This is a genomic window from Janthinobacterium sp. 35, assembly GCF_002754575.1.
In the GTDB taxonomy this organism is placed as follows: Bacteria; Pseudomonadota; Gammaproteobacteria; order Burkholderiales; family Burkholderiaceae_D; genus Janthinobacterium; species Janthinobacterium tructae.
Genome location: NZ_PEFN01000001.1, coordinates 5,815,806 through 5,834,162 on the forward strand (window position 1 = coordinate 5,815,806; position 18,357 = coordinate 5,834,162).

Below are 18,357 nucleotides of genomic sequence, written 5' to 3' on the forward strand. Positions count from 1 at the left end.
GCTAATTCTATTTGTATCGTTATCATTTCCTAAATCATGAATAGGGAGCGGATCTCGCAATTCCTGCGTCGGAATATGCATTGGCCGAAGTGGCTGAGGAACTCATTGAGGCGAATGCATTTCCCAACATCAGTCAACTAGGTAGCGGGATAGTCTTTGCCTCGAGAGAACTTCCACATCCTCAAGAGCTGACAGCGATCACACGAGACCTTGTTCCGGATCAACTGGCAAACGATGTTCTGGTTTTCGACTGGTGGCTGCATAACGAAGATCGTCATTTAACCGAGCGTGGCGGCAACCCTAACTTGCTTTGGGACATGCAGAACTCAGAATTGGTCGTGATTGACCATAACCAGGCCTTTGATCGCCACTTTAACCCGAGCAACTTCCTGAAAACGCATGTGTTTGCGAGCAGGTGGAACGTCATTTTTAGCGACCATCTTCAACGCGAGCACTACGCAAGCAAGTTAGAGGCAATTTTGCCAAGATTGGCAGGCATCCGTGCTAACATACCCGACTCTTGGTGGTATGTTGATGATGGCGTACCAGCAGACGTAACGTGGGATGAAATCGAGACCTGCCTGCAGCGTTGCCGCCAAGAAGATTTTTGGAATACCCCATGAAAAAGTTCGCCTGCCAATATGCTCTTTTGCGATTTCGCCCGTTTGTGGAAACCGGAGAGTTCGCCAACGTCGGTATTGCGCTGATCGCGCCCGAAGCGCGCTTCTTCGGCTTCCGTATACTGAAGCGGTATGGCCGTATCACGCAATTCTTTCATCAGCTTGACCGTCAAATCTACTTGGATGGCCGCCAACTTTTTAAAGAAGAGATGGATCGCTTCGCTCTTGAGCTTCGTCGGCTGGCATTGGATGGACGAAAAACGCAGCCCGATATAGTACTCGCAAGAAATCTGTTTGCTGAAGTGGTTCGTCCCCGGGAAGCGATGTTGCAGTTTGCCGATCAACGCGTCGTCCTGGCGGAGGATCCAAAGGCCAAACTTCTGCAGCTATTTGATCATTATGTCGAACGCAACTTTGTAACCAAGGAGTATCAAGAGCGTTTATTGGAAAACAATGTTCGCAAACTCCTCTTCAACGCGCAAGTCGGAGCTCGATATCAACGTGAAAAGGTTGGTACGGAAGATTTCGCCGTAAACTTTCCATTTGTCGACATGGTGGAAGGCAAAGCTGAACGAGTGATCAAACCGCTGTACCTTGCCCAAGGCGATAGCACCAAAATCCTCACACATGGCGGTCAATGGGTCGATAAAGTACGGCGCTTACGCAAACGCAATGCACTGCCGCCAAAAGTACTGTTCCCGGTCACTCAACCGGCAGCCAACACCAAGCCTTATTATGCATTCCAAGAGATCAGGCAAGACTTGCTTGCTGAAAATGTACAGGTAGTAGCTGCAGACGATGAGCGTCAGATTCTCAAGTTCGCTACTGATAGAGGCTGACTATAAGACAGGTATCCTACTCCTCAAGGGCAAACGCCACCGCCGCCACACAGTGAATGGCCGTGGTATTAAAGAGCGGCAGAGACACACGCAGGCAGCATGGTAACAACGGTGCGCCGGTTACCTTAGTGGTCCATGCAGCTCGCGCCAAAGCATGCACGCCATTGCTTGTAGCCGGCTCCGGCATTGGACACCTCGGTCAGCAGGCGCTCCACCTCATGAAAGCCGAACAGGCTGGCGCAGGTGCGCAGCGCAACGTCATCCACATCATCCTCGCAGGCATAGAGAAACAGCTCCGCCAGCAAGCCTTGCAGCGAAGCGTAGCTGCACCACACCTCGTCAACATTCTCCAGGCTGCAGCGCTCGAAGCGGCCGTTGGCGGGATTGAAGTAATCGAGCACCATGCCACATTCCCACAGGGGCACGATGCCGCGCCCGGCAATGGGAGAGGCACGCCATGCGTGTGCCTCCTGGCAACGGTAGTCGAATGGCGAAGCAACGCTGTCACCATCGAGATGGCACAGCATGGCTTCGGTGAGTCCAAGCGCGCGCAGCACCTTGTTGTCAATCATTCGCACTTTACTTAATGTCATGCACATTGGAAGTTTGTCGGCTGTATGCACGCTCGAACGCGGCCAGATTCCCCGCCTGCGCCCACAGGCTGGCGATATAGTGGAATTCATCCTCGAACGGCTGCTCGAAATCGGGTACGTCGATCGCATACTCGCAATTGCGGCTCAGCATCGTCAGCCAGTCGGGATAAGCTAGCGCCGGGTACAAGCGGGTAAAGATGGCATCGAGCGAAGATACGCTTTCCCGGCCCGCCAGGTAAGCTGCGCGCAGTTCGACGATGTATTTGCCGGCCAGGAACTGCTCGTCAAGCCGCTGCGCGCCCCGGTAGCGCGCGATGATCACGTCGGCCAGCGGCAGCACCTCGTCGCGGCCACGGGCGCTGGCCAGCAGCACGACCTCGAGGTCGTCACCTTCCTGGTCCAGGCGCAAACGCTCCACGGCCCAGTCCACGCAGCGGTCCGCCGGGCCAAAACCCATGCGCAGCTGGAAAACGGCGTTTTCAAGTTCTGTCAATTGTTCCATATCTTTCCATCCAATGCCGCTGACGGCCATGTCGTCCCCGAGCGTGCTTCAGCATCATCGCGCACCCAGGTTTCAAGCCTTTGTTTCCCGCCTGCCACTGCCACGCAAGGCTGACAGCCAGCGCGGCCACCAACCGTGCAAGCGGCCCTTGTCCACAGCTTCGCGCCAGCAGTCGTCATAGGGGAACAGATCATCGTGCGCTGTCGTGCTACTGACCAGGCATCGCTGCGTCAGCAACTCAATTCTTTGCGCCAGGGTCAGTACCGGAAACAGGCCGTCATCTGCCGTCTCGGCCGCCTGCTCCGCCAGATCATACTTGCCATCCACATTGTAAAATCGCGTATCGTCCACGACATAGTCGCGGCGGAAAGACGTGCGCCATTGCGAATTACTACCCCACCCATGCGACAGGTCGTTGACAGGGCGTCCCTTGCGGCGGTCAGCCCAGTACAGCGTCGATGCGTCGGCGATACCGGGCTTGAAAATTGTCTTGCCAGCGCAGACATCGACGCCACCACGCGCAAACAGCATGTTGCCGAGCATCACGCACGGCCATCGCCAGGCCATGATCGCGGCACGCGCATGCGCAGACCCAGCGGGCTGCAGCCCGACTATCTCGTGATAAAAAGGCGAAAACTCTGCCGGCCGCAGCACCGTCATGCCCAGCGCCTCGACGAAAGCCTCATACTCGGCGAGCGACAGCGGCGGTCCGGCCCAGCCTTCGCCATTGCCATTGCCGCGCCCCTGTTGCAAGGGCAAGACCAGCACCTGGCCTATGCGGCTGAACGCGTGGAGTACCCACAATTCCTCTTTGCTTGCTGGCGGAACAGGATTTCCTTGCCTTTGCGCAAATGAGCGCAGCCAGGCCAGCGCAGGCGGATTCGCGCGCAACCAGGGAAGGAGCAGGTCGGCATACACGCCATCGCCTTCGTAATCGAGCAAGGCATCGTGAAGCGCGCGGGCGCCATCCAGCAAATCACACAGATCCCATTCTTCCTGGATCACGCTGTGGGACGATTGTGGTTGACACGGCATGTATCGTTCACCCTGCCTGCAGCATCTTCTGCAGCACCGCATCGAGCTCATAAAAATCCACGGGCTTGGTCAGATGCAAATCAAAACCCGCGTCGGACGCCATCTGGCGGTCCTTGTCCTGGCCCCAGCCCGTCACGGCGACCAGGATGGCATGTTGGCCGCACGGCTGGGAACGCAGCAGGCGCGCCACGTCATAGCCATTCATGTGCGGCAAGCCGATGTCGAGCAGGATCACGCGCGGCATAAAGGCTTGCGCGGCCGCCATGCCGGCCACGCCATCGTAGGCCGTGCGCACGTCGTAGCCGAGGATGTCGAGCGCCAGCGCCAGGCTTTCGGCCGCGTCGACGCTGTCGTCGATGACCAGCACCTTGCCTTCGCGCGTGCCGGCCAGCAGGCGGCGGTTGGCGGGCGCAGGCGCTTGCAACGGCACGGCCGGCAGCGGCAGGCGCAATGTGAAGGTACTGCCCTGCCCCACGCCATCGCTGTGCGCGCTGATGCTGCCGCCATGCAATTCGGCCAGCCCCCGCACCAGCGACAGACCGATGCCCAGGCCACCCTGGGCCAGCGACAGGGCCGGCGGCAACTGCGAAAACAGGTCGAAGACGGTGTCCAGATGCTCGTGCGCGATGCCGATGCCCGAATCGCGCACGCTGATGCGCACCTCGTGTTCCGTGCATGCCACGTCCAGCCAGATGACGCCGTTGGCGGGCGTGTACTTGACGGCGTTGGTCAGCAGGTTGGCGATCATCTGCGCCAGGCGCGTGGCGTCGGCGTCGAGCCAGATGGGCCGCGGCCATTGCTCCACGTGCACCTTGTGGCCGGACTGCGCCGCCAGCTCGGCGACGCTGTCCAGGGCCGCGTCCACCACGGGCGCCAGTTCCACGCTGGCGCGGCGCAACTCCAGGCGGCCCCGCGTGATGCGCGACACTTCCGTCAAGTCGTCGACCAGGTGCGTCATGTGGCTCACTTGCCGGCCCAGCACGTCCCGTGCCCAGCACAGCTGCGGATCGTCCAGCTGCGCCAGGCGCAGCACTTCCAGCACATTGCGCATCGGCGCCAGCGGGTTGCGCAGCTCGTGCGCCAGGGTGGCCAGGAATTCGTCCTTGCGCCGGTCGGCGGCCGCCAGCTGCTCGTTGAGCTCGCCGGCCTCCTTGCGCGCCAGTTGCAGTTGCTGCTCGTATTTGCGCCGGTCGCTGGCGACAAAGACGGCGACCTCGTCATAACGCACGCCCTCGTGCACGCGCCGCACGGCGTTGAACAGCATGGGGATCGATAGCCCCTGGCGCTGGCGCATATCGAGCAGGATTTCCGATACGCTGCCCTGCACCTGCATCAGCGGCAGCCAGTGCGTCTGGTGGAACACGCGCCCGCCGATGGTCAGCAAGTCCTGCAGTTTCTTTTTCCCAAACAATTCCCTGGCGCCATAGCCGAGCCAGCCACAAAAGGTGGCGTTCGCCTGCACGATGGTGCCGTCGGCCGTGCACAGCAGCAAGCCGCAGGCCGCATGCTGGAACAAGGTATTGGCGTCAGGCAAGGAAGGCAGCGTGTCGCGCATTACAGGTGCAAGCCGTCGAGAAAGTGGCGGATGGCGCGGTAGCTGGCATCGGGCGCGCTCATGTGCGGGCAATGGCCCACGTTTTCGACCACATGCAGGCTGCTGTGCGGCAGCATGTCGCGCAAATACTCGCCCACGGGCGGTGGCGCGATGAAGTCGTCGCTGCATTGCACGATCAGGGCCGGCGTGCGGTTGTGCGGCAAGATGGCACGGTGGTCGGACAAGAAGGTGACTTGCGCGAAATGCCGGGCGATGGCGGGGTCCGTGCGGCAAAAGCTGCTGGCCAGGTCGTCGCCCAGCGCCGGTTGCCCGGGCGCGCCCATGATGGCCGGCGCCATGCTGGCGGACCAGCCCAGGTAATTGCTGTCCATGGCACCGAGCAAGTCGTCGATGTCGGCACGGCTGAAGCCGCCCCGGTAGCCGGACGCCGCGTCATCGATATAGCACGGTGACGGCGCCAGCATGACTTGCGCGGCGAACAAGTCCGGCTCGGCGATGCTGGCCAGCAAGGCGCTCATGGCGCTGACGGAATGGCCCACGCAAATGACGGGGCCGCCGCCGACGGCATGGATGACTTGCCGCAAATCGGCGCCATGTGCATCCAGGCGCGCATAGCGATCGACATCATAGGCGTCCAGGTCGGACGCGCCGCTGCCGACCAGGTCGAACAGCACCGTGCGGTAGCGGGGACGAAACAGCGGCTCCAGGTAGCGCCACATGGTCTGGTCGCAGCCAAAGCCATGCATGAACACCATGGTGGTTGCCGCGCCCGCCTGCGGCGCAGCGCTGCATTCGCACACGTGGATATTGTTCCGATCTTCTATGCGCATGCCTTGAGTATTTCTATGTGGAATGTAAATTAACTTCTTGCTAGCATCTTAGCATGCGCAATTTGACCCTAGGCAATACCATCGTCGCTGGACAAATTCTGCGCCACGGCGGATAATGAGAACGATTCCCATTATCAAAATACCAGGCCCGTGCCTGGCGTTCCCTGTGCGCCGCCATGGCGCCTGCTGGCGGCAACAAGCCGGTTTCATGTTGAAGGTTTGTACCGCATGCGCGCTTTCTGGACTGTCATACACCGCTGGGCCGGTCTCACCATCGCCCTCTTCCTCATCGTTGCAGGCCTCACGGGCGCCGTCACCTCATGGGACCATGAACTCGACGAGTGGCTCAACGCCGACATCATGGACACGCCGGGCCGTGGCCCCCTGCAGCAACCATTTGCGCTGGCGCAAAAGGTCGCCGCCGCCGACCCGCGCGTGGCAGTCAATTACATGACCCTGGGCCTGGAAGCAGGCCATGCGGCCGCCTTCATGGTGCGCCCGCTCACCGATCCGGCGACCAACAAACCGTTCGTGCTCGACTACAACACCGTGTACATCGACCCCGTCACCGCGCAGATCACGGGCACGCGCGATTCGACGGCCATTTCCCTGTCGCGCCGCAGCCTGATGCCGTTCCTGCGCCACTTGCACTACAGCCTGCACGTGCCCGCTTTCTGGGGCACGGACCGCTGGGGCTACTGGCTGATGGGCACGGTCGCCCTGATCTGGCTGCTCGACAGCATGGTGGCGTTTTACCTGACCACGCCACGCCGCCTTCGCCCACGCGCCCCGGACGAGACGCCGCGCCACCGCGACGCCGCCAGCTGGTGGCAGCGCTGGAAACCGTCGTGGCTGGTGCGCTGGGCGGCGGGCGGCTACAAGCTCAATTTCGATTTGCACCGCGCGGGAGGCCTGTGGGTGTGGGCCATCATCATCGTCGTCGCGTTCACCTCGTTCTCGCTGAACCTGTACCGCGAAGTGTTTTATCCCGTCATGTCGCTGGTGTCCACCACCACGCCGGGACCGTACGAAACGCAGACGCCGGCGCCCTACGGCACGTATATTACGCCCGTGATCGGCTTCGAGCAGGCCGTGGATATTGCAAAAAGACAAGCCGTGCAGCGCGGCATCACGGCGCCCATCGGCGGCATTTATTATGGCGGCAATTATTCGTTCTACAACGTCTCCTTCTTCGACCCGGCCGACGAATTCGGCGCGGCCGGCATGGGCCTGTCGAATCTGTACGTCGACGGCATGGACGGCAGCATCATCGGCCAGCACAAGCCATGGGAAGGCACGGCCGCCGACGTCTTCGTGCAACTGCAATTCCCTTTGCACTCGGGCCGCATCCTCGGCTTGCCGGGACGCATCTTGATGTCCCTCATGGGCATCATGGTCGCCATGCTGTCCGTGACAGGCATCGTCATCTGGGAAAGAAAGCGCCGTGCGCGCCGGCTGCAGGCGAAGAGCCATTGAAATTGACCTGAACGCGCGACTTCACAACGCATAGCCGCCATCGCACTTCCACACTTTGCTACCCAATAGCCGGCACATGCCGGCTGTCTGCGCTGCGCGCTTTCCGTGCGCCAGCCCGGCCAATGTCATCAAATGCAGTTTACTTGCATTAGCATTCCGCGCGAGCTATTATTGCAACTCGATTGCATCTATGCCGTCGCGCTGTGCCCGCGTCCAGCGCCAGCACCCCATTCCGCCTTTTTAGAGAGTCCCATGCGCCATCACGTATTCGCAGCTGCCATGCTGTCCACTACCCCGCTCGCTTACGCGGCAGACGACATCACCCTGCAGACCATCAACATCCGCGCAGACAGGCCGTCGGGCATCGACAGCGTCGTTGTCGTTGAAAATACGCAAGCGCAGAACAGGACGCTGGGCGGCATGCTCGAGCATGTCTCGGGCGTGCAAAGCAGCGCCTTCGGGCCGAATGCCGGCGCACCGGTGATACGCAGCCTGAGCGGCAGCCGCGTGCAGATCCTCGAAGATGGCCAGTCCATCCTCGGCATGAATGCGCTCAGCGGCGACATCAATATCCCGTTCGATCCGCTGTTTGCGCGCAGCGTCAGCGTGAACAAATCGTCCGATAGCGTGCGCTTCGGCGGCAATGCCATCGGCGGCAGCGTCGACGTCGATTCCGGCCTCATTTCCAGGAAGATGGAGGACAAGCCGAAAGACCTGGAACTGGTTCTGCGCAAGGGTTTCAATGATGCCGATGCACAAGGATTGCGCCTGAATTTCAACGACGGGCAGCGCTTTTCGACCAATCTGCAGATGTCATTCCAGAAGATCGGGCACTACACAATTCCGGGCAACAGCAAGGCCGGCGTGTGCAACAGCCAGCTGTTCCCTTCGAGCGGCGGCGTGAATACCTTTCTGGCTGACAGTTGCCAGAAAGAAGCGAGAATCCAGCAGGTCTACAACAAGGCATCGCAACCGTTTATCGACCAGTTCATGACGGAAAATCCGGATTGGGCGGACGGTGATTTTTCCTTCTACACCAATCATCCGACCTCCGTCTGGCAGCGCAAGACCTACGTCAATCCGGCCAACCCCGCATACGTGCCCGGTACGCCGTCGACGACCCAGAACAAGATCAACAAGGACGTCACCCCCGATTATCACGGCACCCTGGGCAACAGCCATGCCAGCAATTCCCACTTTGCCGTCGGCAGCACCTACTTTTTCGACCGTGGCTACGTGGCCGTCAGCCTCGATACCAAGAATAGCGAATATGGCGTGCCGGGCTTTTCCATGGAGAACAAGTCTTTCGGGGCGAATTATGACGAGGGACTGCCCGTCGGCGTGGTGATACAGCAGGATAAATATGCGCTGGAAGCCCATCTGCGCGATCCCGTCGCGTACATTGAAAGCGCGCAACTGCGCGTGTCCCGCCTGAACAATGCGTCGGGAGAACGCCTCGGTACTGCCAAGGCGAATGACTACCGGTTCAACACCAATCAGGCCGAGCTCCTGCTGGCACACCGGCGCGCCGGTCCCTTGAGCGGCATGCTAGGCCTGAGCCATCAGTCCAGGGATATCGCCGGTAGCGGCCCGCAGCTCTACCTGCCCGATGCCAGCACGCTCAGCCGCGCGCTATTCCTCAAGGAAAGCCTCGACGTCGACTGGGCCACCTTCGATGCGGGCTTGCGCCATGAAATAGTGGAGCACGACATCCGCCAGAGCGGCTTCAAGACGTCGAGGAATGCGAGCAATTCCAAACTCGAAGACAAATCGTTCAGTCTGAACAGCTATAGCCTGGGGGCCTCGGCCAAGCTGGGCCAGCTTTTCGGTGCAAAGCTGCGCTATGCCTCCTCGGAAAGAGCGCCCGACGTCAATGAGTTGTATGCGAGCAACCGCCACTATTCGATCATGACCCAGGAAGAAGGCAACCAGAACCTGAAGGCCGAGCGCGCCAGGAGTACCGAACTCACCGCCCTGTTCGGCCATCGCGGCTTCAACCTGTCCGCAACCGGCTACGTCATGAAATACGAGAACTATCTGTACCTTGGCCATTCCGGAGCCCAGATGGCCAATCGCCTGCCATTAAAATATTGGAAGCAGACCGATACGACGGTCAAGGGATTCGAGATCGACGTTTCCCAGGTCATTCAGCTGGGCAATTATGGCAAGCTGAATCTTTCCGCATTTGCCGACCTGGTCAAGAACAAGGCGGACCATCCCGACAAGCTGCGCGCGCACAACGACGGGGCATACCTGCCCAACATGCCCACCAACCGCTACGGCGCGAATGTGCAGTGGGAAAACCAGGGCTGGAAGGCCAGGGTGTCGAGCACCTGGTACGACAAGCAGAAGTACCTGGGCAAGAGTGTCAGCGAAGAAGTGCCGCTCGACGGCTACACCATGGTGAATTTCCAGCTGAGCCGCGCACTGCAGGTGCCAAATTCGCCGTTTGCAGGCATCGATGTATTTATTAGCGGCAGCAACCTGCTCGATGACGATGCCAGGCCGCACAATTCTCCACTGAAATACATTGCGCCCTTGCCAGGCCGTGGTTTCCAGATCGGCTTGAGCGCCCGGCTTTAAGGCACGTCGTGATACACAAGTCCGGACCGTCGAGCACCTGGCCGAAAAAGCCTTTTACATTCAAACGATGTGCTACGACTGGTCGCTCGGCTGGGGGGATTCCTCGGCCGGAAAAGCGACGGCGAACCCGGCGTCAAGACCATCTGGCTTGGCATGAAAGAGGTCTACGTCGCAGCGGAAACAATGGAGAAATTACGAGACTGGGCCAACGCCAAGAATTATGTATAACGGCGTGGAGTAAACCTGAAATGCGGCCAGTTTACAAGGGCTGCGGTAAGTCATTGATTGTTAAAAGTTTTTCGCAGCTGCGCTTGGCCGGATCGGACTTGTGTATAACTCGGTGCCTTGTCAGGGCATCCCATCGTCGGCAGTCTCGAGCGACGAGGAAATGCCAAGCGATTTCAGCCTGTCGCTTTCAATCGCCAGTTGGAGCAGGCCAGCACTGCTTGAATGCACATTCTGGTTTGAAAATGTCGATTTTAACTCGGCCATGTTTAGACTGAACATTCTTTTTGCCTCGGAACTGCCGATGATGGGATACCGGCAGTAGTCTGGATCATCGATGACAATCAAAAAAGACAGCTCATGGCGCAATACGGTCAAATCGGTGATGATGCCTAGAAAATCCATGCTCGCTTTGTTATCACCTATAAGTGTGATGAGCTGTGAAATATGGGGTTCCGCCAGAATGCTGCCGGAATCTCTTCCGTCACTGCGAAAGCTGAGCTCCTCGACATTATATAATTCTTCCGCATACTCTCTGAATAGCGCGGCACGAACATCAAAGCCTTGCCTGAGCTGTATGTCAAGATCATCATCCTCGTGCCCATACACTTCGAAGCCGCCGGCCGGCTGGATTTGCCACAGCTCCGGCTTGATCGCCACATTCTTGCCGCGTTGCGCAACGATCGCCTTCCACATTACGCTGTTGGGATCCTTGTAGTCCTTGTAGATCACCAGTGCTTGAACGCTGATTAACGGGAAAGCGTCGCATGGCTTTAGCACGGCTTGAAGTGGTGCTTGGCCTCCGTGATATGCCGAACGTAACTTCAATTCCGAGAGGATGTCGTCGGTGATTTCTGCATTTTTTTTGTAACGCTTGAAAAGCTCCCATTCCAGAACGTGCGCCGTAACAAGATTCTGCTGATAGTTTGTTGCCTGAGCATGCACGGCGACGATCTTTCCGTGTTCGTCCAGCAGAATTTCCTTGGTGGCGAATCCCTTCATCTTTGGTCGTTTTACCGAATCGCCGAGGAAGCGCAGATAATCCTTTTGTAATCGACTCAAGCGCAAGGGCTTGATATCCGTGGATGCTAAATGGCACAGCTCACTGAACGGATAAAGAAATTTTTTACTCGGTCTGAGAATAATTGCAGGATATTTTTTTCCATACAGCGAAACAAGCTCCCGGCCTGCATAAATTTTTGATATGACGCGCTGCATCCATTCCAGATAAGATGCACTGTTCATTTTAGTATTGGTAACAGCCCTCCTCTTCTGGCGCCGCCGGCTCATCATTGCTCTGATTTTGCCTATTGCTGGCAACATGATCACGGCGACTGCCAGAAAATTGGCAAGCCATCCCAGATCATTCCAGAATTTTATCAATTCGCTGACATAATGTGAGAAGTTTGGCATGGTCGCGCGCTTAGCTAATAATATGACGAGCGATAATAACAGAGATGCCTCTAACATATGCAGCGTTGGCACTAGCGATGAGCGAGATTCCGACCGTGCCCGAACCCATGGCGTTATACCCATCTTTTTCTGATGTTCGCTCATTTGCCGCGAATCGGCGTTTTGCGCAGTTTTTTGCCTAAAAATTAGGCGAAAATCCGCTGGCCTGACTTGAAATGTTTACCGTGTAGTTATCAGCGCACGCCTTGAAAACAGATGCAGGGAAGCGTCAAGCCATTGATTTTATTGGTGAAGAAAATATGTATAACGATATGGCTTTCAGGCGCGGCGAATAGATGGCAATCCCTGGCAACGCAGCCAGGGATAACGCTCAGGCCCGCGATCCCGGCCCGCTCTTAAACAGCGCTATCCCACGGCGCCGACAAGCGCACGGCGCAGTTGATCAAGCCCACCATCGAATACGTCTGCGGGAAATTGCCCCACATTTCGCCCGTGACGGGGTGCGTGTCTTCCGACAGCAAGCCCAGGTGGTTGCGCGCCATTAACATCGTCTCGAAGATTTTGCGCGCTTCGTCCTTCCTGCCGATGCGCGCCAGCGCGTCGATGCGCCAGAAGGTGCAGATGTTGAAGGCTGTTTCCGGTTTGCCGAAGTCGTCGGGCGCTTCGTAGCGGCGCATGTAGGGGCCGTCGCACAGCGATGCTTCCAGCGCGTCGACTGTCGCGATAAAACGCGGGTCCATGGGGTCGATGAAGTTGACTTCCGCCATCAGCAGCACGGACGCATCGAGGTCGCGCCCACCCAGGCTTTCCGCGAAGGCCTGGCGCTCTTCGCTCCACGCTTCACGCAGCAGGCGCTCACGGATCAGCACGGCGCGGCTGTTCCAGTGGTCGGCGCGGTCCGGCAAGCCCAGCTTATGGGCGACCTTGGCCAGGCGGTCGCAGGCGGCCCAGCTCATCAGCATGGACGAGGTATGGACGCGCGCCCGCGTGCGCAGCTCCCACATGCCCGCGTCCGGCTCCGCATGCAGGCGGAAGGCCTGGTCGCCCACGGCTTCCAGCGCGGCAAACTCGGCCTTGCCGGCCCGGTGGAACAGCCGGTGGTCAAGGAAAGCCTGCGCCGCGCCTAAAACAATGTTGCCGTACACATCGTGCTGGAAGTGTTCCTGCGCCTGGTTGCCCACGCGCACGGGACCATTGCCCCGGTAGCCGGGCAAGTGGTCCAGCGTCGATTCGGGCAATTGCTCTTCCAGGCCGATGCCGTAAAGGGGCTGGATGTGGCCGCCCTTCGAGCGGGCGACGATATTCGTCAGCCAGCGCAGATACTCTTCCATCGTGCCCACTTCCGACAGGCTGTTCAGGGCGCGCACGACGAAGAAGGCGTCGCGCAGCCAGCAATAGCGGTAATCCCAGTTGCGGCTGCTGCCGGGCGCTTCGGGAATGCTGGTGGTCATGGCGGCGATGATGGCGCCCGTGTCTTCATACAGCGACAGTTTTAATGTGATGGCCGCGCGAATGACCACGTCCTGCCATTCCAGCGGTACGGCCAGGCGGCGCGTGTAGGTGCGCCAATAGTTGATGGTGTCCTTTTCGAAGATGCGCGCCGTCTCGTCGATGCCGCCGGCCAGGGTTTCATCGGGGCCCAGCAGGAAGTTGGCCGTGCCGCCCAGCACGAAATAGGTTTCGCTCAATACATAGTTGAGCGACACATCGGTGTTCAGGCGCAAGGTCTGTTCCGGTCCCACGTAGCGGATGTGGTGGCTGCCCTGCGTGATCTGCGGCGCCAGCCTGCCCCAGTCGTAGCGGGGGCGCAGGCGCACGCGGATGCGCACGGCGTGGTCGAGCGGGCGCACGCGGCGGATCAGCATCAGCGGGCGGAACATGCGGTCGCGGCTGAGGAATCGGGGCGCGAAATCCGTGATTTCCACGCCGCGCCCCTGCGTATCGTACAGACGCGTGCGCAGTACGGCCGTGTTCGGCTCGTAGAATTGCTCGCTGCGCGCAAAGTTTTCAATGTCGATGCCCCACACGCTGCCGTTTTCCGTCGCGTCCAGCAGGCCGTTGAAGACGGGATCGCCATCGAAACGGGGCAGGCAGGACCAGACCACTTGCCCGGCCTGGTCGATCAGGGCGCTGAAGGCACAATTGCCCACCACGCCGCAGTTCAGGGACGCTTGCGCGGGCGGCTTGCTGCCAACGTGCGCGCCGCTGGGGGTGTCATAGGATGTTGTCATGGGCTACTCCTTCGATGTCGGGGATACGGAGGCGGCCAGCAGCGCCGTGCGCAAGGCGCCCGGGCTGGCCAGGCGCAGGGTGGCGGCGCTGGGGCCGAGGCCCACTTTCACGCCCTGCCCGCCAACTTGTTGTACAAAGGCAAAGCCTGCTTCGTCAGTGGTGTCGTCGCCCGCGAACACGGGCCGGCGGCCGGCAAACGGGGGTTCGCGCAGGAAGGCGGCGATGGCGCCGCCCTTGTCGGTGGCGGCCGGCTTGGCTTCCAGGACCATTTTGCCATGCAACAGCAACACCCCCGGGCACGCTTGCACGGCCGCTGTCATTTCCTGCGAGCACAGCTGTTCGAGTTCGGGCGCCAGACGGTAATGCAGGGCCACGGCACCCCGCTTCTGTTCCACCAGCAAACCGGGGTGGACAGCGGCCAGCGCCTGGGCACGGGCCAGCACGGGAGAGACATCGGGCGTGGCAGCCACATGCAGCGTTCCATCGACGCCGCGCCGCTCTACGCCATGCACACCGGCCACCGGCAAGACCAGGGGCGCCAGCATGGCATCGATCTGCGCCACGGGCCGCCCGGAAATCACGGCCAACGCACCGCCATGGCGTTCGGCCAGCAGCGCCAGCGCTTCCACCACACCCGGCTCCAGGCGCACGCCATCGGGCGTGGGCGCCAGGTCGACCAGGGTGCCGTCGAAGTCGAGGAAGACGGCTGTTCCGGGTGCACTCAACAGTTGCAACAGGGCCGCGCTATCGTCAAGAGTCTGCGTCATCAGAGCCCCTTGCGCCGCTTGATGCGGCTGTGGGCGTCGATCTTGGTCATGACCTTGTCGCGCTGGCGCAAGCGGGCCGCGTCCAGCAGCATGCGCCCGGCCCAGCGGTAGACATTGAAATGTTTCACACGTGCCCGCATGCTTTTCATGCGCTCGCGCTGCTCCACGGGCGGCATCACGAGGCCACGGTACAGGGCATCGGCGCCCTGCTCGATGTGATACGGATTGATGATCAGCGCTTCATGCAGCTCGCGCGCCGCGCCCGTGAATTGCGACAGCACCAGCACGCCCAGCTCATCGTCGCGCGCGGCGATGAATTCCTTGGCCACCAAATTCATGCCGTCATGCAAGCTTGTGACCATGCACACCTCGGAAGCGCGGAAATAGCGCTGCAAGTCGTCCTGGCCATGATGTTCGGCTTTCAGCAGGATGGGTACATAGCTGCCGCTGCCGAAGCGGCGGTTGATCCGCTCGACCATCTTGCGCACCCTGGCATCAAAACTTTGATATTCATCGAGCGAAGCTCGGCTGGGGGCAGCGATTTGCACGAAAGTGAAATGACCGACCATGCCAGGCTGCTGTTCCAGCATGCGCTCGACAGCCTGGAAGCGCTCGACGATGCCTTTCGTGTAATCGAGGCGATCCACGCCGATACCCAGCAAGTGATCGGCAGATACGCCCAGTTCGGCGCGGATTTGCGCGCGGCAGGTGGCCACGTCGGGCTGTTCGGGATTTTCCTCGGGCCAGGCGATCGAGATCGGGTAATCCTCGACCTGCGTCATCTCGCCGCCATAGGAAATCGTGGAAGCCTCCGGTTCGATGCGGGTTTCCAGATAGCGGTCCACCGTTTCGAGGAAATTCTTGCGGTGGAATGGCGTGTGGAAACCGAGGATCGTGCTGCCCAGCAAGCCGTCGAGGATTTCCTCGCGCCAAGGGCAAATGCCGAACGATTCCGAGTTCGGCCAGGGGATATGCCAGAAAGTGATGATGGTCGCCTTCGGCAAGGCTTCACGCACCATGCGTGGCAGCAAGGCAAAGTGGTAATCCTGCACCAGCACGACGGGGTTGTCCGTCTTCGCCTCGGCAATCACGGCGTCGGCGAAGCGGCGGTTGACCTTCACATACTGCTCCCAGTCGGACGAGCGGAACACGGGGCGCACGTGGGCGATATGGCACAGCGGCCACATGCCTTCATTGGCAAAGCCATAATAGTAGCCCTGCTCTTCCTCGTCCGTCAGCCACACGCGGCGCAAGGTATAGCTGGGGTTATCGGGCGGCACGGGCACGTGGTCGAATTTATCCACCGTTTCGCGGTCGGCGGAACCGGCGCCATGCGCGATCCACGTGCCGGAGCACGCGCGCATCACCGCCTCCACGGCCGTCACCAGGCCGCTGGCCGGGCGCTGCACGGTAATACCGGCATCTGTTTTGGTGTGGATATATGGTTCGCGGTTCGACACCACCAGCACCTGGTCACCGGCCAGGTCCGCCTCGAGCAAGCCGCGCAGTTTTTCCGGCGTCCACTCCGAGGTCCAGCCACTGTCACCCTGGCGTTCCAGATGATATTCCTGCAGCAATTCGCGCAAGTCGCCGATCAGCGGCTGCATTTCCGGCGGCGGCGCGGGTGCGGCGGCGGGCGCCGTGGCGGTGGCCACTGCGCCATTACTTTTCGGCAGCAATTCGCCCCGTAAAATATCCTTGACGGCGGACAGCCAGCCGCGCCAGCTCAGGTGGGCGACGAACACGGTCATCAGGGAAATGAGCACGGCCAGCACGGCCAGGAAGGCAAAAATGAAGCGCTTGGTATCGGTATTGCGGCGCTCGACAAAGCTCATGTCCTGCACCAGCACCAGGCGGCCCAGCTGGGATGCATCGTGCATGACGGGCGTTTCGCTGAGGTGGACTTGCCCTTGCGGCAATTGCGCCAGGGATTTGTACAGGCCGCCCGTGGGAGGCGTGCTCCAGCAGCCGATGGAGGCCGGGTATTGCGCGGATTGGTACAGCAAGTGGCCCGCATTGTCGCAAAAGCCGATGGCGATCAGGCGTTCGTCGCGCGTGGCGCCCTGGAACAGTTCACCGATGCGCGTGGCATCTTTTTCGGGCAGGTAGTCGGTGAGCGAGGGGCGGAGGGTTCCAGCGAGCAATTCCGCCCGGCTGTCGAGGTCGCGCACATACCAGCGCAAGGTAATATTATCGAGCAGGGGTACCACAATATAAGCAAACAATCCCAGCACCAGGGCCAGTGGCAGGATGAAGCGCAAGGACATTCGGAGTGATCGTACTATCATCGTTTTCCTTTGCAGACATGAACAACCATTGCAAGTATGGCTATATTTCCAATACGGCGGCGCGCGTTTGCTTTGCGTATTGAAACGTCAACGTGGCATGGCGCAGCGCAGCAATTTCTGCCAGTATCCACGTTGATGCAAGTCTTATCCGTTCGGCAACGCACGCCCGCGTGACGCCATCTGCCCGTAAAATACCCGCTTCCGACATCCATTTCACCAATAACGAAGGAGTTTTCGCCTATGGATCTCAGCACGTTTCACTCGCTGATGGGAGGCCCGCTGCGCTCGGCGCTGACCGTGCTCGTTTCCGCCCTGCTCGTCACCCTGGTCGCCATCGTCGTGCACCGGGCCGGCATCGGTTTGCTGAAAAAACTCGCCAATGGCCACGCGCTGGCCAGCAACGTCGCGCGCGTGGCCTTCCGCGCCAGCCAGCTGTGCCTGATCGTCTTCGGCCTGCGCATGGTGCTGGCCAGCGCGCCCGACGACACGCCGGGCCTGGTCGCCATGTCGCATGTCACCAGCGTGGCGCTGATCATCGCGCTGACCTGGCTGGCCATGCAATGCATCGAGTCGCTTTCCATCACAATTTCCCAGATCAACCCCGTCGACGCGGCCGACAACCTGCGCGCGCGGCGCCGGATCACCCAGGCCCGCGTGCTGACGCGCAGCGCGCACGCCATCGTGGTCCTGCTGGGCCTGTCTTTCGTGCTGCTGACCTTGCCCGGCGCGCGGCAGATCGGCGCCAGCCTGCTCGCTTCGGCCGGCGTGGCGGGCCTGGTGGCCGGTATCGCCGCCCGCCCCGTGCTCGGCAATTTCATTGCAGGGCTGCAAATTGCGTTCTCTCAACCCATCCGCATCGACGACGTGCTGATCGTCAATGGCGAATGGGGCACGGTCGAGGAAATCAAGGGCACCTACGTGGTCGTGCGCGTGTGGGATGAACGGCGTTTGATCGTGCCGCTGCAGTGGTTCATCGAAAATCCGTTCGAGAACTGGACGCATACCTCCTCGGACATCCTGGGCACGGTGTTCCTGTGGCTCGATTTCAGCGTCCCGATCGAACCGCTGCGCGCGGAACTGACGCGCATCTGCGAAGGGGCCAAGCAATGGGATGGGCGCGTCTGCACCGTGCAGGCGACGGATTCGAACGAGCGGGCCGTGCGCGTGCGCTTTCTGATCAGTGCAGTCGATTCCGGCACGGCATTTGAATTACGCTGCCTCGTGCGCGAGCAGATGCTGGCCTTTATCACGAGCAATTATCCGCACAGCCTGCCCCGCTTGCGCTCCACGCACGACCCCATCGAGGTACATGGCATGCAGGCGCAGAACGACAGCGTGTCGCCGTACAAGGCTGAGAATAAGGCGTAAAAAACCCTGCGGCGCGCTGCCCTCGCCCATG

Annotated in this window: 14 protein-coding genes and 1 pseudogene; 6 read left to right on the forward strand and 9 right to left on the reverse strand. The window is 60.2% G+C overall.

Annotated elements, in window-relative coordinates; translation table 11 throughout:
- The first annotated feature begins 59 nt into the window (after nt 1–59).
- Both CLU93_RS25890 and CLU93_RS25895 read left to right on the forward strand, forming a co-directional pair.
- A complete protein-coding gene (locus tag CLU93_RS25890; RefSeq protein WP_306595378.1) occupies nt 60–623 on the forward strand; it encodes a HipA family kinase in 564 nt (187 codons plus the stop codon).
- The gene (locus CLU93_RS25895; RefSeq protein WP_099763953.1) at nt 620–1,459 is read left to right on the forward strand and encodes a DUF3037 domain-containing protein; all 840 of its coding nucleotides are present in this window, start codon (nt 620–622) and stop codon (nt 1,457–1,459) included. Before CLU93_RS25890 ends, CLU93_RS25895 begins: the two co-directional genes overlap by 4 nt.
- Before the next feature lie 125 nt (nt 1,460–1,584).
- On the opposite strand, the gene CLU93_RS25900 is transcribed toward CLU93_RS25895, so the two are convergent.
- From CLU93_RS25900 to CLU93_RS25920, 5 genes are all read right to left on the reverse strand, one after another.
- Nucleotides 1,585–2,031, reverse strand: coding sequence for a hypothetical protein (locus CLU93_RS25900; protein ID WP_099763954.1), 447 nt, complete (start codon nt 2,029–2,031; stop codon nt 1,585–1,587).
- A gap of 7 nt (nt 2,032–2,038) precedes the next feature.
- Entirely contained in the window at nt 2,039–2,554 is a 516-nt protein-coding gene (locus CLU93_RS25905) for a hypothetical protein (protein WP_099763955.1), read from the reverse strand.
- A gap of 72 nt (nt 2,555–2,626) precedes the next feature.
- Nucleotides 2,627–3,589 (reverse strand): hypothetical protein, encoded by a 963-nt coding sequence (locus CLU93_RS25910; RefSeq protein WP_143451818.1) that lies wholly within the window; start codon nt 3,587–3,589, stop codon nt 2,627–2,629.
- A 7-nt stretch (nt 3,590–3,596) separates the two neighbouring features.
- Nucleotides 3,597–5,144 carry a hybrid sensor histidine kinase/response regulator gene (locus CLU93_RS25915; protein ID WP_099763957.1) on the reverse strand — a complete coding sequence of 516 codons (1,548 nt, stop codon included), beginning with the start codon at nt 5,142–5,144 and terminating at the stop codon, nt 3,597–3,599.
- On the reverse strand, nt 5,144–5,974 hold the full coding sequence (locus CLU93_RS25920; RefSeq protein ID WP_099763958.1) for an alpha/beta fold hydrolase: 831 nt from the start codon (nt 5,972–5,974) through the stop codon (nt 5,144–5,146). The genes CLU93_RS25915 and CLU93_RS25920 overlap by 1 nt, the downstream gene beginning before the upstream one ends.
- Before the next feature lie 228 nt (nt 5,975–6,202).
- On the opposite strand from CLU93_RS25920, the gene CLU93_RS25925 reads away from it, so the two are divergent.
- From CLU93_RS25925 to CLU93_RS25935, 3 genes and pseudogenes are all read left to right on the forward strand, one after another.
- Nucleotides 6,203–7,450 (forward strand): PepSY-associated TM helix domain-containing protein, encoded by a 1,248-nt coding sequence (locus CLU93_RS25925; protein WP_099764605.1) that lies wholly within the window; start codon nt 6,203–6,205, stop codon nt 7,448–7,450.
- 279 nt (nt 7,451–7,729) lie between these two features.
- The gene (locus tag CLU93_RS25930; RefSeq protein WP_257225098.1) at nt 7,730–10,033 is read left to right on the forward strand and encodes a TonB-dependent receptor; all 2,304 of its coding nucleotides are present in this window, start codon (nt 7,730–7,732) and stop codon (nt 10,031–10,033) included.
- A gap of 63 nt (nt 10,034–10,096) precedes the next feature.
- Nucleotides 10,097–10,261, forward strand: a pseudogene (locus tag CLU93_RS25935) (IS4 family transposase); the annotation flags it as partial.
- Between the two features lie 120 nt (nt 10,262–10,381).
- Here CLU93_RS25935 and CLU93_RS25940 read toward each other — a convergent pair.
- From CLU93_RS25940 to CLU93_RS25955, 4 genes are all read right to left on the reverse strand, one after another.
- Nucleotides 10,382–11,671 carry a hypothetical protein gene (locus CLU93_RS25940; protein ID WP_143451819.1) on the reverse strand — a complete coding sequence of 430 codons (1,290 nt, stop codon included), beginning with the start codon at nt 11,669–11,671 and terminating at the stop codon, nt 10,382–10,384.
- Nucleotides 11,672–12,066: 395 nt separating this feature from the next.
- A complete protein-coding gene (locus tag CLU93_RS25945) occupies nt 12,067–13,902 on the reverse strand; it encodes a glycoside hydrolase family 15 protein (protein ID WP_099763961.1) in 1,836 nt (611 codons plus the stop codon).
- Nucleotides 13,903–13,905: 3 nt separating this feature from the next.
- Nucleotides 13,906–14,670 (reverse strand): trehalose-phosphatase, encoded by a 765-nt coding sequence (otsB, locus tag CLU93_RS25950; RefSeq protein WP_099763962.1) that lies wholly within the window; start codon nt 14,668–14,670, stop codon nt 13,906–13,908.
- Nucleotides 14,670–16,937, reverse strand: a complete 2,268-nt coding sequence (locus CLU93_RS25955) for an alpha,alpha-trehalose-phosphate synthase (UDP-forming) (RefSeq protein WP_099763963.1) — start codon at nt 16,935–16,937, stop codon at nt 14,670–14,672. Before CLU93_RS25955 ends, otsB begins: the two co-directional genes overlap by 1 nt.
- A gap of 261 nt (nt 16,938–17,198) precedes the next feature.
- On the opposite strand from CLU93_RS25955, the gene CLU93_RS25960 reads away from it, so the two are divergent.
- The gene (locus CLU93_RS25960; RefSeq protein WP_099763964.1) at nt 17,199–18,326 is read left to right on the forward strand and encodes a mechanosensitive ion channel family protein; all 1,128 of its coding nucleotides are present in this window, start codon (nt 17,199–17,201) and stop codon (nt 18,324–18,326) included.
- Nucleotides 18,327–18,357 lie beyond the last annotated feature (31 nt).